Source organism: Paenibacillus sp. GD4, from assembly GCF_030846225.1.
Taxonomy (GTDB): Bacteria; Bacillota; Bacilli; order Paenibacillales; family NBRC-103111; genus Paenibacillus_G; species Paenibacillus_G silviterrae.
Genome location: NZ_JAVCYK010000001.1, coordinates 2222611 through 2237025, shown reverse-complemented (window position 1 = coordinate 2237025; position 14415 = coordinate 2222611). Strand labels below are relative to the sequence as shown.

General features: G+C 49.1%; 11 protein-coding genes and 1 other annotated feature. All 11 genes read left to right on the top strand.

Translation table 11 applies throughout. From position 1 onward, the window contains the following. Positions 1–38 precede the first annotated feature (38 nt). The 11 genes from rplK to fusA all read left to right on the top strand — a co-directional run bounded on the left by rplK (position 39) and on the right by fusA (position 14399). Entirely contained in the window at positions 39–464 is a 426-nt protein-coding gene (gene rplK, locus RAC89_RS10495; RefSeq protein WP_284642740.1) for a 50S ribosomal protein L11, read from the top strand. 97 nt (positions 465–561) lie between these two features. Beyond that, positions 562–1254 carry a 50S ribosomal protein L1 gene (rplA, locus tag RAC89_RS10490; protein WP_306613399.1) on the top strand — a complete coding sequence of 231 codons (693 nt, stop codon included), beginning with the start codon at positions 562–564 and terminating at the stop codon, positions 1252–1254. Positions 1255–1327: 73 nt separating this feature from the next. Continuing rightward, positions 1328–1488 (top strand) — a sequence feature (ribosomal protein L10 leader region). A 108-nt stretch (positions 1489–1596) separates the two neighbouring features. Next, positions 1597–2109 (top strand): 50S ribosomal protein L10, encoded by a 513-nt coding sequence (gene rplJ / locus RAC89_RS10485; RefSeq protein ID WP_306613398.1) that lies wholly within the window; start codon positions 1597–1599, stop codon positions 2107–2109. A gap of 54 nt (positions 2110–2163) precedes the next feature. Then, entirely contained in the window at positions 2164–2529 is a 366-nt protein-coding gene (gene rplL, locus RAC89_RS10480) for a 50S ribosomal protein L7/L12 (protein WP_306613397.1), read from the top strand. Positions 2530–2609: 80 nt separating this feature from the next. Further along, the gene (locus RAC89_RS10475) at positions 2610–3206 is read left to right on the top strand and encodes a class I SAM-dependent methyltransferase (RefSeq protein ID WP_306613396.1); all 597 of its coding nucleotides are present in this window, start codon (positions 2610–2612) and stop codon (positions 3204–3206) included. 404 nt (positions 3207–3610) lie between these two features. Then, on the top strand, positions 3611–7147 hold the full coding sequence (gene rpoB, locus RAC89_RS10470) for a DNA-directed RNA polymerase subunit beta (protein ID WP_284642733.1): 3537 nt from the start codon (positions 3611–3613) through the stop codon (positions 7145–7147). Between the two features lie 46 nt (positions 7148–7193). After that, the gene (gene rpoC / locus RAC89_RS10465; protein WP_306613394.1) at positions 7194–10811 is read left to right on the top strand and encodes a DNA-directed RNA polymerase subunit beta'; all 3618 of its coding nucleotides are present in this window, start codon (positions 7194–7196) and stop codon (positions 10809–10811) included. A 148-nt stretch (positions 10812–10959) separates the two neighbouring features. Further along, the gene (locus tag RAC89_RS10460; protein WP_306613392.1) at positions 10960–11211 is read left to right on the top strand and encodes a ribosomal L7Ae/L30e/S12e/Gadd45 family protein; all 252 of its coding nucleotides are present in this window, start codon (positions 10960–10962) and stop codon (positions 11209–11211) included. Positions 11212–11345: 134 nt separating this feature from the next. After that, complete coding sequence (rpsL, locus tag RAC89_RS10455; RefSeq protein ID WP_284642729.1) at positions 11346–11765, top strand: 30S ribosomal protein S12; 420 nt, start codon at positions 11346–11348, stop codon at positions 11763–11765. A gap of 45 nt (positions 11766–11810) precedes the next feature. Further along, a complete protein-coding gene (gene rpsG, locus RAC89_RS10450) occupies positions 11811–12281 on the top strand; it encodes a 30S ribosomal protein S7 (protein ID WP_284642728.1) in 471 nt (156 codons plus the stop codon). A gap of 42 nt (positions 12282–12323) precedes the next feature. Continuing rightward, a complete protein-coding gene (gene fusA, locus RAC89_RS10445) occupies positions 12324–14399 on the top strand; it encodes an elongation factor G (protein WP_306613390.1) in 2076 nt (691 codons plus the stop codon). Positions 14400–14415 lie beyond the last annotated feature (16 nt).

Here is a 14415-nt window from a genome sequence, read left to right as displayed (position 1 = left end):
AGAACCCGGCCATACTACGTACGAGGAGGTGTCACACAATGGCAAAAAAGGTTATCAAAATGGTAAAGCTGCAGGTTCCTGCAGGGAAAGCGAATCCAGCGCCGCCAATCGGTCCTGCACTTGGTCAAGCAGGGGTTAACATCATGGCATTCTGTAAGGAGTTCAACGCTCGTACAGCAGACCAGGCTGGTTTGATCATTCCTGTTGTAATCTCGGTGTTCGAGGATCGTTCTTTCACGTTCGAAACAAAAACACCTCCAGCGGCTGTATTGCTTCGTGTAGCTGCCGGTATCGAAAAAGGTTCTGGCGAGCCTAACAAGAAGAAGGTTGCAACCGTAAAGCGTTCGAAAGTTCGCGAAATCGCTGAGCAAAAAATGCCTGACCTGAACGCTGCATCCGTAGAGGCTGCTATGCGTATGGTTGAAGGTACAGCTCGCAGCATGGGCGTAGTGATCGAAGACTAATTCGAGATCTCGTCCTAAGATTCCGACGGCCGGTCCACCGGAGTAGGAACACACAGTGGGAGGATATTCCGCTAATACCACATAGGAGGAAAAGTGAATGCCGAAACACGGTAAGAAATACGTAGAAGCTGCCAAGCTGATCAACCCAGAGACTTTCTATGAGCCTGCTGAAGCGATCGCATTGGTTAAGCAAGCTGCTCGCGCGAAATTCGACGAGACAGTAGAAGTAGCAGTACGTTTGGGCGTAGACCCTCGTAAACAAGACCAGGCTGTTCGTGGCGTTGTTGTATTGCCGCACGGTACTGGTAAAACTCAACGTGTTCTTGTATTTGCTAAAGGCGACAAAGCCAAAGAAGCGGAAGCAGCCGGTGCTGATTTCGTAGGCGATCAAGACATGATTAACAAGATCCAGCAAGGCTGGTTCGAATTCGACGTTTGCGTAGCGACACCTGATATGATGAGTGAAGTAGGTAAGCTGGGTCGAATCCTGGGTGGTAAGGGCTTGATGCCTAACCCTAAAGCCGGTACGGTTACGTTTGACGTAGCTAAGGCTGTTCAGGAGATCAAAGCAGGTAAGATCGAATACCGTCTGGATAAAGCGGGTCAAATCCACGCTCCGATCGGTAAGGTATCTTTCGATGCTGAGAAGCTTGCTGAAAACTTCAAGGCGCTTGTGGATGCACTGAACCGTGCGAAGCCGGCTGCTGCGAAGGGTGTATACCTCAAGAACATTGCGGTATCGTCCACTATGGGTCCTGCAGCTCGCGTAAACGTACAAACCTTTAGATAAGCTGCGTTTGCAGCGTGGAATAGCTTGGCAGTTGACTTTCCGAAGTCGCCATGCTAATCTAACTAAGGTTCTGACAAACGAATATAACTTACCGAAGACAGCAGGTGCTTCGCAAGAAGCTTAATCTCCTGCCGAGGTGTTATGATATAAGATCGTATTTCTTTGCTTAATTGCGAGAATTCGTGTATCATCATGCCTTCGCCGAGTCTGCGAAGGCATTTTGCTTTTTGTGGAGGCAGAATGCCTAGCGGACCGTGAACTCGAGCGGATCATGTACAAGGGTCTGGTAAGTTTTTCAGTAGGGTTAAACGTAAGTATTTTTGAATTGTAGGAGGTGCAAGAATGGCAAACGCGAAAATCATCGAGCAGAAATCTCAACAAGTTGCGGAAGTAATGGAGAAGCTGAAAGACAGCTCCTGCACAATCGTAACTGACTATCGCGGTCTTAACGTAGCTCAAGTTACTGAGCTCCGTAAGCAGCTTCGCGAAGCAGGCGTTGAATTCCAGGTTCTGAAGAACACTCTGGTACGCCGTGCAACAGCGGGTGCTGAATTGTCTGAGCTTGACGAGTACTTGAGCGGTCCAACCGCCATTGCTTTCAGTAAGGACGATATCGTAACTCCAGCCAAAATCTTGACGGACTTCGCTAAGAAGAACGACAAGCTGGAAGTAAAAGCTGGCGTTGTTGAAGGTCGAGTTGTTGATTACAGCCAAATCAAAGCACTGGCAGATCTGCCTTCCCGCGAAGGTCTCCTGTCCATGTTGCTCAGCGTGCTTCAAGCTCCTATGCGCAACTTCGCCCTTGCGGTTAAGGCTGTTGCAGAGAAGAACGAAGGCGGCGCTCAAGAAGCCTAATCGCTTCGAACGGGTAAGTTAAAACTAATCTATTACTATATTGGAGGTTCAACCATGAGCAAAGAGCAAATCTTGGAAGCCATTAAAGGCATGACTGTATTGGAACTGAACGATCTCGTTAAAGCAATCGAAGAAGAATTCGGCGTAACTGCAGCAGCTCCAGTAGCTGTAGTAGCTGGCGGCGGCGCTGCTGAAGCAGCTGCTGAGCAAACAGAATTCGACGTAATCTTGAACAACGCTGGTGCTTCCAAAATCAACGTTATCAAGGTTGTTCGCGAAATCACTGGTCTTGGTCTGAAAGAAGCAAAAGACCTGGTTGACGGCGCACCGAAGCCTTTGAAAGAAAAAATCGGCAAAGAAGAAGCAGAATCCATCAAAGCAAAGCTGGAAGAAGCTGGCGCTTCCGTAGAAGTGAAGTAATTCAAGCCTCAACCGCCCCTTGTAGAGCTAACCCTCTCCAAGGGGTTTTGCTTTAAGACCGAAATTGAGGAGGTGATCTAGTGTCGGAGCACTATTATTCGTCTAAGCCTTCGACGGCGCATGACATTCATACGATCGAAGAGACTCTTCGTGGCAAACGCTTCACCTTTCAGACGGACGCGGGTGTCTTCTCCAAGAAGGGAATCGATTTCGGATCAAAGCTCTTAATTGACACCGTAACTTTAGAGCCTAATGCGAAAGTGCTGGATGTGGGATGCGGCTATGGGCCTATCGGCATTTCCTTAGCGACATTAGTCCCCCAAGGTCATGTAACGATGGTCGATATCAACGAGCGGGCTATTGCTCTAGCCAAAGACAATGCAGCGCGTAATCGCGTAACCCACGTTCGGGTTCTTCAGAGTGATACGCTGAATGAAGTGATGGATGAAACCTTTGATGCGGTCGTGACGAATCCCCCGATTCGTGCGGGTAAGGAAATCGTTCATCGAATTTTTGAGCAGGCGAGCAAGGTTTTGGTGGAAGGCGGCAGCCTATGGGTCGTGATTCAGAAAAAACAAGGCGCACCGTCAGCCTTCGCCAAGATGGAGACGCTGTTCTCTTCTGTGGAGGAAGTAGATAAGGACAAGGGCTATCGAATTCTCAAAGCAACCAAATAAATTGCAAGGAATATATCGTTTGTCTAAAGGGCCTTGTATTTGGTGTGGAATGAAGATAAACGATATATTCCTTACATGGAATTATCCTTGACTTGATTTTTTATATATGGTATTATCATATAATGTCAGTATAAACAATGGGATATTTGTCTTTAGTTTGCTAAAATGTCAAGAATTATTTTCATACCCAGGGTGAATAAAAATTTAACTTATTACGTATAATGTTTAAATTTTAAGTAAACCCTACCAAGTATGGAGAAAATTGCGGTGACATGAAATTTCGTCTAACCATGCGGCGCGGAAGCTTCCTTATGAAGAAATACTTCGGCGGTCCTACCTTACGAAGACTTCGGTTAGGGGCTTTTATTTTGTTCTATTGAGTAGACACGAGGGGTGAATCTAAGTTGGCGGGTCATCTTGTTCAATTAGGTCGACGTAAGCGCAGGTCATATGCTCGGATTCATGAGGTTTTGGAGGTTCCGAACCTGATTGAAATCCAACAGAAATCATATCAGTGGTTTCTTGATGAAGGATTGCGTGAAATGTTTCAGGATATTTCCCCGATACAGGATTTTACGGGGAATTTAGTGCTGGAATTCATCGACTATAGCTTAGGAGAGCCTAAGTATTCGGTAGACGAATCCAAAGAGCGTGACGTCACGTTTGCCGCACCGCTTCGAGTAAAGGTACGGTTGATTAATAAGGAAACCGGCGAGGTTAAAGAGCAAGAGGTCTTCATGGGAGACTTCCCTCTGATGACGGAAACCGGAACATTCATTATCAACGGCGCCGAACGGGTTATCGTCAGTCAGCTGGTTCGTTCTCCAAGTGTATACTTCAGCACGAAGGTTGATAAGAACGGAAAGAAAACATATACCGCTACCGTCATTCCAAATCGCGGTGCATGGCTCGAGCTCGAAACGGATGCGAAGGATATCATCTATGTAAGGATCGACCGTACACGCAAAATTCCGGTAACCGTATTGCTGCGTGCTCTCGGTTTCGGTACGGATGCAGAAATCATAGATTTGCTGGGTGATGACGAGTACATTCGCAACACCCTGGATAAGGATAACACGGACTCTACGGATAAGGCTCTTATTGAGATTTACGAGCGTCTTCGTCCGGGTGAGCCTCCTACGCTGGATAACGCGCGCAGCCTGCTTGTTGCCCGTTTCTTCGATCCGAAGCGCTATGATTTGGCAAATGTAGGTCGTTACAAGATTAATAAGAAGCTTCATATCAAGAATCGTTTGTTCAATCAACGCCTGGCTGAGACGCTAGTAAATCCGGAGACGGGTGAAATTCTAGCGGAAGCCGGACAATTGATTGACCGTCGTTTGTTAGATGAGATTCTGCCGCATTTGGAAGATAACGTAGGCTTTAAGGAGTACGCTGTTGTCAACGGCGTTACGGAGTCCGATCGTATTCCGCTGCAGAGCATCAATGTATATTCGCCTCTGGAAGACGGCAAGATCGTCAAGGTGACGGCGAACGGGAAGATTGATAAGTCGGTCAAGCATATTACGCCTGCTGACATTATCGCTTCTATCAATTACTTTATTAACTTGTTGCACGGAATCGGCAATACCGATGATATCGACCACTTGGGTAACCGTCGTCTTCGTTCCGTAGGGGAACTGCTTCAGAACCAGTTCCGTATCGGTTTGTCCCGGATGGAGCGCGTGGTACGCGAGCGGATGTCGATCCAAGATGCCAATGTCATTACGCCTCAGGCTTTGATTAATATTCGTCCGGTTATCGCTTCGATCAAGGAGTTCTTCGGAAGCTCCCAGCTGTCGCAGTTTATGGATCAGACGAACCCGCTTGCCGAGCTTACGCATAAGCGTCGTTTGTCGGCACTCGGACCCGGTGGTTTGACGAGAGAGCGCGCAGGCTTCGAAGTCCGCGACGTTCACCACTCCCACTATGGCCGTATGTGTCCAATCGAGACGCCGGAAGGTCCGAACATCGGTTTGATCAACTCCTTGTCGACATTCGCGCGGATTAACGAGTATGGCTTCATCGAAGCCCCATATCGTTGGGTTGATCCTAAGACGGGCCGTGTTACGGATCAGATTGCTTACCTCACAGCGGATGAAGAGGATAACTACGTTGTGGCTCAGGCGAACGCCGAGCTCGACGAAGAAGGCCGCTTCAAGAACGATACCGTTATCGTTCGTTATAAGGATGATAACCTCGTTTTACCTAAGGATCGCGTTGACTACATGGACGTATCGCCTAAACAGGTTGTGTCCGTTGCAACAGCGCTCATTCCGTTCCTGGAGAATGACGATTCCAACCGTGCGCTCATGGGTTCCAACATGCAGCGGCAGGCCGTACCATTGCTAATCCCTAAGGCACCTCTCGTAGGTACCGGTATGGAGCATAAATCGGCTAAGGATTCGGGTGTTTGTATCGTCTCCAAGGTGAACGGCTTCGTAGAACGCGTCTCGGCGAATGAGATTTGGGTTCGTCGCCAGGATATGGTCGACGGCAAGCTTGTAACCGGCGATCTGGTGAAGCATAAGCTTCATAAGTTTATGCGCTCCAACCAAGGTACTTGCATCAACCAGCGTCCGATTTGCCGCAAGGGCGAGCAAGTTCGCGTCGGTGATATTTTAGCCGACGGTCCATCCACGGAGATGGGTGAATTGGCACTTGGACGTAACGTCGTCGTTGCCTTTATGACTTGGGAAGGCTACAACTACGAGGATGCGATCCTGCTTAGCGAAAAGCTTGTGAAGGAAGATGTGTACACTTCCATTCACATTGAAGAATATGAGTCCGAAGCGCGGGATACCAAGCTGGGGCCGGAAGAAATTACACGCGACATCCCGAACGTAGGGGAAGATGCGCTGAAAAACCTCGACGAGCGCGGTATTATCCGTGTGGGTGCGGAGATTGCCGCCGGCGACATCCTTGTCGGTAAGGTAACGCCGAAAGGGGTAACCGAGCTGACGGCGGAAGAGCGTTTGCTCCATGCGATTTTCGGTGAGAAAGCACGTGAAGTACGTGATACCTCCCTGCGTGTGCCTCACGGTACCGACGGTATCGTTGTTGACGTGAAGGTGTTCACTCGTGAGAATGGCGATGAGCTGCCTCCGGGTGTAAACCAGCTCGTTCGTGTCTACATCGCTCAGAAGCGGAAAATTTCTGAAGGCGATAAAATGGCCGGACGTCATGGTAACAAAGGGGTTATCGCACGCATCCTGGCGGAAGAGGACATGCCGTTCCTGCCGGATGGCACACCTGTACAGGTTGTATTGAACCCGCTTGGGGTTCCTTCCCGGATGAACATCGGTCAGGTGCTTGAGCTTCACTTAGGTATGGCAGCGAAATATTTGGGTATTCACACGGCAACCCCGGTATTTGACGGTGCGCGTGAATATGACGTGTTTGATACCATGGAAGAAGCCGGTATGCAGCGTAACGGGAAGACCCTCTTGTACGACGGTCGTACAGGAGAACCGTTTGAACGCGAAGTTACCGTCGGCGTTATGTATATGATTAAGCTGGCGCACATGGTTGACGATAAGATCCATGCCCGTTCTACTGGTCCTTACTCGCTTGTTACGCAGCAGCCGCTGGGTGGTAAGGCGCAGTTCGGCGGTCAGCGCTTCGGTGAGATGGAGGTATGGGCGCTTGAAGCCTATGGTGCCGCTTATACACTTCAAGAGATCTTGACCGTCAAGTCTGACGACGTCGTAGGGCGCGTGAAGACTTATGAATCGATTGTCAAAGGTGAGAACGTTCCTGAGCCGGGCGTTCCGGAATCCTTCAAAGTTTTGATCAAAGAGCTTCAAAGCTTGGGTATGGACGTCAAGATCCTGACCGAGAACGAAGAAGAGATCGAAATGAAGGAAGCGGACGATGATGATGAGGTAACAAGCGATAAGCTGAACCTTAATCTCGAAGGCGCGGAAATGGGTGTAGAATAACTTTTTACATGCTTGTTACACCACAAATGAGGAGGGTTGCTCCTTCATGGACGTCAACAACTTTGAATTTATGAAAATCGGCTTGGCCTCTCCGGATAAGATCCGATCGTGGTCCCGAGGTGAAGTAAAAAAGCCGGAGACGATTAACTACAGAACGCTGAAGCCGGAAAAAGAAGGCTTGTTCTGCGAGAAAATTTTCGGACCGACCAAGGACTGGGAGTGCCATTGCGGTAAATATAAACGTGTACGTTATAAAGGCGTTGTCTGCGATCGCTGCGGCGTCGAAGTAACTCGTCAAAAGGTGCGTCGTGAGCGGATGGGTCACATCGAGCTCGCGGCCCCTGTATCGCATATTTGGTACTTCAAAGGAATTCCGAGCCGTATGGGTCTTGCACTCGATATGTCTCCCCGTTCCTTGGAAGAAATCATTTACTTCGCTTCCTACGTAGTGACGGATCCAGGGGATACGCCTCTGGAGAAGAAGCAATTGCTCTCGGAGAAGGAATACCGCAGCTATCGTGAGAAGTACGGTTATGCTTTCCAAGCCGGTATGGGCGCCGAAGCAGTCAAGAAGCTCCTTATGGATATCGACATTGAGAAGGAAGTCGATATGCTCAAAGAAGAGCTAAAGACAGCGCAAGGTCAGCGTCGTAACCGTGCGATCAAGCGTTTGGAGGTAATGGAGGCGTTCCGGAACTCCAAAAACTTGCCTGAGTGGATGGTATTGGATGTGCTTCCGGTCATCCCGCCGGAGCTTCGTCCGATGGTTCAGCTCGATGGCGGCCGTTTCGCCACCTCCGACTTGAACGATCTGTACCGCCGCGTAATCAACCGGAACAACCGTCTGAAGCGACTGCTTGATCTCGGCGCACCGGACATCATTGTTCAGAACGAGAAGCGGATGCTGCAGGAAGCGGTCGACGCCTTGATCGACAACGGTCGTCGCGGCCGTCCTGTTACCGGACCGGGTAACCGTCCGCTGAAGTCCCTCAGCCATATGCTGAAGGGTAAGCAGGGTCGTTTCCGTCAAAACCTTCTCGGTAAGCGTGTTGACTACTCCGGCCGTTCCGTTATCGTAGTAGGACCGAGCCTGAAGATGTATCAATGCGGTCTGCCGAAGGAAATGGCGCTCGAACTATTCAAGCCTTTCGTAATGAAGGAGCTTGTGAATAAAGGCTTGGCCCACAACATCAAGAGTGCGAAGCGCAAAGTAGAACGCGTTAGCCCTGAGGTTTGGGACGTTCTTGAAGAAGTAATTAAGGAGCATCCGGTTCTTCTGAACCGTGCCCCCACATTGCACAGACTCGGGATTCAGGCGTTTGAGCCGATTCTCGTTGAAGGTCGTGCGATCAAGCTGCATCCGCTCGTATGTACAGCGTATAACGCTGACTTCGACGGGGACCAGATGGCCGTTCACGTACCATTGTCTGCGGAAGCGCAAGCGGAAGCACGAATTCTGATGCTTGCAGCAGGCAATATCTTGAACCCTAAGGACGGAAAGCCGGTTGTTACTCCGTCTCAGGATATGGTTCTCGGTAGCTTTTACTTGACGATGGACAGCAAGACAGCTAAGGGAGCAGGAACGATTCTTCGTACCGTTCATGAAGCCGTATCCTTGTACCATCGCGGAGATGCATCCCTGCACGCGCGTGTTGCCATTCCGGCAAAAGCTTTGGGTAAAACCAGCTTTACTCCGGAGCAGCAGGAAGCGATGCTCGTAACAACGATCGGTAAGATTATCTTTAATGAAATTTATCCGGCCGATTTCCCATTCATCAACGAGCCTACAAAGCAAAATCTGTTGAACGGCATTCCTGACACCTTCTTTGTATTCGAGAAGGGCGGAGACATCCGCAAGAAGTTTGAGGAACTACCTGAGCAGAAGGCAGTAGGTAAGGATTACCTGGGGACGATCATTGCTGAGTGCTTCCGTCGTTATCACACGACGCAGACATCCATTATTTTGGATAACATTAAACAGCTCGGCTTCACCTATTCAACCCGTGCGGGAATTTCGATCGCCGTTGCCGACGTTACGGTACCGGAAGAGAAGGAACGCATCTTGGGAGAATCGGAAGAGAAGGTTCGTGTGGTTACGAATCAATATCGCCGTGGTCTCATTACGGACGACGAGCGTTATGATCGCGTAATTGCCATCTGGAGTAAAGCGAAGGATGAAATCACGGATATCCTGATGAAATCCTTGGATAAATACAATTCCATCATGATGATGGTGGAATCCAAAGCACGGGGTAACAAATCGCAGATCACCCAGCTGGGCGGTATGCGGGGTCTTATGGCTAACCCATCCGGTAGAATTATCGAGTTGCCGATCAAATCGAACTTCCGTGAAGGTCTGACGGTATTGGAGTACTTTATCTCCACGCACGGCGCCCGGAAAGGTTTGGCGGATACGGCGCTTCGTACGGCGGACTCCGGTTACTTGACTCGTCGTCTCGTAGACGTTGCTCAAGACGTAATCGTTCGTGACGAAGATTGCGGTACGGATAAAGGCTTTATTGTTAGCCGTATTCAGGATGGCAAGGAAGTTATTGAGGATCTGTATGACCGTATTGAAGGACGCTATTCGTTCGAGACAATCCGTCATCCGCAGACCGGTGAAGTTATTGTGTCCAGAAACGAGCTAATTACATCTGGAATTGCAGATGCAATTGTTGACGCCGATATTCAAAAGCTGCAAATCCGTTCTGTTCTCAGCTGCCGCACGCGCCATGGCGTATGTAAGAAATGCTACGGACGTAACTTGGCTACAGGCCAGCATGTAGAGATCGGAGAAGCGGTCGGTATCATCGCAGCCCAGTCCATCGGGGAACCGGGAACTCAGCTCACGATGCGTACGTTCCATACCGGTGGTGTTGCCGGAGATGATATTACGCAAGGTCTTCCGCGGATTCAGGAGCTTTTCGAAGCTCGGAATCCGAAAGGGCAAGCGATCATCACCGAAATCGACGGTGTGGTTAAAGATATCCGTGAAGCGAAAGAGCGCCGCGAAATTGAAGTTAGCGGTGAAGCGGAATCCAAGGTATATTCCGTACCTTACGGCTCCCGCGTTCGTGTGACGGTCGGCCAGAACGTAGAGGCGGGCGACGAGCTCACCGAAGGTTCCATCGACCCGAAAGAAATGCTGCGTATCAAGGGGATCCGCGGCGTGCAGAACTATATCCTACAGGAAGTTCAGCGCGTATACCGGAACCAGGGCGTAGAAATCAACGATAAGCACGTTGAGGTTATGATTCGTCAAATGCTGCGGAAGATCCGTATTGTGGATGCGGGGAATACTACTTTGCTTCCAGGATCGTTCGTTGATATTCATGAATATGAAGAAGCGAACAAGGTGGCGCTCTTTGCTGGAGAAGAGCCAGCAGTCGCTAAGCCTGTGCTTCTCGGTATTACCAAAGCTTCTCTCGAGACGGACTCCTTCCTGTCTGCAGCGTCCTTCCAAGAGACGACCCGCGTTCTTACGGATGCGGCGATCAAAGGTAAGGTTGACCAGTTGCTAGGTTTGAAAGAGAATGTTATTATCGGTAAGCTGATTCCTGCGGGTACTGGGATGTCGAGATATCGCAACATCCGTATCACCAACCCAAATGAGGATGAGACGGAAGCGGTTGAGAACGAAGTGGAAGCTGTAACCGTAGAGTAATGATGGGAACTGCTGGTCTTCATGTGAATTTCCAAATAAATTCTTTGTGAAGACCAGCTTCCTTCCTTGACACTGCTTTTTCTAAGTGCTAATATATCAAAGTGTGCCATTTTATATGAATCACCTGTCCCTCTGAAAGGATGTTTCTATGTCTTATGAAGAAGTGAAACAGGCGGCTAATATAATTACCGGCACGAAGCAGGCAACCAAAATCGTGGAGCTAGGCAAGGCCACGGAAGTGTTTGTTGCGAAAGATGCAGATCCGCGAATTACGATAAAGATGGTTAACCTCTGCAAGAAGATGGGGGTTAAAGTAACATACGTGGAATCCATGAAAATGCTAGGTAAAGCGTGTGGAATTGAAGTAGGCGCTGCTATGGCGGCGGTAGTGAATGAATGAAGTCATCATGTTTTTGTCGTGAAAACTTGTTCTGAGTCTTGGCGGCAAAAACTTTTCCTTTGTTCATTTACGATTCGCCTGGATCTGTGGGCTTGGAATCAGAAAGGACTTATTTCTTAGAAGGAGGTGGCCACATGCCAACAATTAACCAGCTCGTTCGTAAAGGACGTCAAGCAAAAGTTGTAAAATCCAAATCCCCCGCTCTGCAAAAAGGCTTCAACGCCTTGAAGAGAGAAGCAACGGATTTGAGCGCTCCTCAAAAGCGTGGTGTATGTACTCGTGTAGGTACAATGACGCCGAAGAAACCGAACTCCGCTCTTCGTAAATATGCGCGTGTTCGTTTGACTAACCGTGTTGAGGTAACTGCTTATATCCCGGGTATCGGACACAACCTGCAGGAGCACAGCGTAGTGCTGATCCGCGGCGGTCGTGTTAAGGACCTTCCAGGGGTTCGTTACCACATCGTTCGTGGTGCGCTTGATACCGCAGGCGTGAACAACCGTAAGCAAGCTCGTTCCAAGTACGGCGCTAAGCGTCCGAAAGTGAAGAAGTAATAAACTAGAATGACAGAATGAATTTTTTGAGAAAGGGGGATAACTATGCCTCGTAAAGGTCCAGTTACTCGCAGAGACGTATTGCCAGATCCAATTTATAATAGCAAATTGGTTACCCGTTTGATCAACAGAATGATGCTTGATGGTAAAAGAGGTACTGCACAACGCATCCTTTATAATGCCTTCAACCTGATTCAAGAGCGTACGGGTAAAGAACCAATGGAAGTGTTCGAAACAGCGATTAAGAACATCATGCCTGTTCTTGAAGTTAAAGCTCGCCGTGTTGGGGGTGCTAACTACCAAGTACCAGTAGAAGTTCGCGCTGAGCGCCGCACTACTTTGGGACTTCGTTGGCTTGTAAACTACTCCCGCCTGCGCGGTGAGAAGACGATGGAAGAAAGACTTGCTCAAGAAATCATCGACGCAAGCAACAACACTGGCGCATCGGTTAAGAAGCGTGAAGACACACACAAAATGGCAGAAGCCAACAAAGCGTTTGCGCACTATCGTTGGTAGAATCCAAATTCAAATTCCTAAGTGTAGGAAGGAGATTTCCTGATGGCAAGAGAGTTTTCTCTGAAGGATACACGTAACATCGGGATCATGGCGCATATCGATGCCGGTAAGACAACTACTACTGAGCGCATTCTGTTCTACACAGGCCGCGTGCACAAAATCGGTGAAGTTCACGAGGGTGCTGCGACAATGGACTGGATGGAGCAGGAGCAAGAGCGTGGAATCACTATCACGTCCGCTGCTACTACAGCTCAGTGGAAGGGTCACCGTATCAATATTATCGACACCCCGGGTCACGTTGACTTCACAGTTGAGGTTGAGCGTTCCCTCCGCGTACTTGACGGCGCCGTAGGCGTATTCAGTGCGAAAGAAGGCGTTGAGCCTCAGTCCGAGACCGTTTGGAGACAAGCGGACCGCTACGGCGTACCTCGGATCGCTTACGTTAACAAAATGGATATCATCGGTGCGGATTACCTTCAGGTAATCGAGTCGATGCGCGAGAAGCTCGGTGCTAACGCGGTAGCTATTCAGCTGCCTATCGGTGCAGAGAATGACTTCAAAGGCGTAGTAGATATCGTTGAGCGTAAAGCATATGTTTACAAAGACGACCTGGGTAAAGACCCTGAGGAAGTCGAAATCCCTGCTGATCTCAAAGACAAGGTTGAAGAGCTTCGCCTTGAACTAGTAGAGAAAGTAGCGGAACTGGACGAAGAGCTTATGATGAAGTATCTGGAAGGCGAAGAGCTTTCCATCGAAGAAATCAAGAGCGGTCTTCGTAAAGGTGTAGTTAGCGTTAAGATCTTCCCAGTTATCTGCGGATCCTCTTACCGTAACAAGGGCGTTCAAATGATGTTGGATGCCGTACTAGACTACTTGCCTTCTCCAATCGATGTTCCTGATATCAAAGGAACACTCGATGATGGTACAGAAGTTGTACGGAAATCTGCTGATAATGAGCCGTTCTCTGCACTTGCTTTCAAGATCATGACGGATCCGTTTGTTGGTAAGCTGACATTCTTCCGCGTATATTCCGGCGTTCTGAACTCCGGTTCTTACGTTCTGAATGGAACCAAAGGCAAGCGTGAGCGTATTGGTCGTATTCTCCAAATGCATGCCAACAGCCGTCAAGAAATCACTGAAGTTTATGCTGGTGATATTGCAGCTGCCGTTGGTTTGAAGGATACTGTTACAGGGGACACACTCTGTGATGAGAAGCATCCGGTAATCCTGGAATCGATGAACTTCCCTGAGCCGGTTATCCAGCTCGCGGTTGAGCCGAAGACCAAAGCAGACCAAGATAAGATGGGCGTTGCTTTGTCCAAGCTTTCTGAGGAAGATCCGACATTCCGTGCACATACAGATGAAGAAACAGGCCAAACGATCATCGCTGGTATGGGTGAGCTTCACCTTGAGATTATCGTTGACCGTATGCTTCGTGAATTCAAGGTAGAAACCAACGTGGGTAAACCACAGGTAGCATACCGCGAAACATTCAAGCAAGCGGCTAAGGTTGAAGGTAAGTTCGTACGCCAATCCGGTGGCCGTGGTCAATACGGACATTGTTGGGTTGAGTTCGAACCTCTTGAGCCAGGCACAGGATTCCAATTCGAGAGCAAGGTTGTGGGTGGATCGATTCCTCGTGAATTTATCGCACCAATCCAAGCTGGTATCGAAGAATCCATGAAAAATGGTGTTTATGCAGGCTTCCCGCTTGTTGACATCAAAGCCGTGGTTGTTGACGGTTCCTACCATGATGTAGACTCCAGTGAAATGGCATTTAAGATCGCCGGTTCTATGGCGCTTAAGGCAGCAGCTGAGAAGTGTAAACCGGTTCTCCTTGAGCCGATCATGAAAGTAGAAGTAACCGTTCCGGAAGAATACATGGGCGATGTTATGGGCGACCTGAACTCCCGCCGCGGCCGTATCGAAGGTATGGACGCCAAGTTCGGTGCACAAATCATCCGCGCTAAGGTACCTCTTTCCGAAATGTTCGGATACTCCACGACGCTTCGTTCCCGTACGCAAGGTCGCGGTGTGTACTCCATGGAAATTTCTCATTATGAGGAAGTGCCTAAGTCGATTGCTGAAGAAATCGTGGCAAAAAACAAAGGCGCCTAATATAAAATTGTTACTT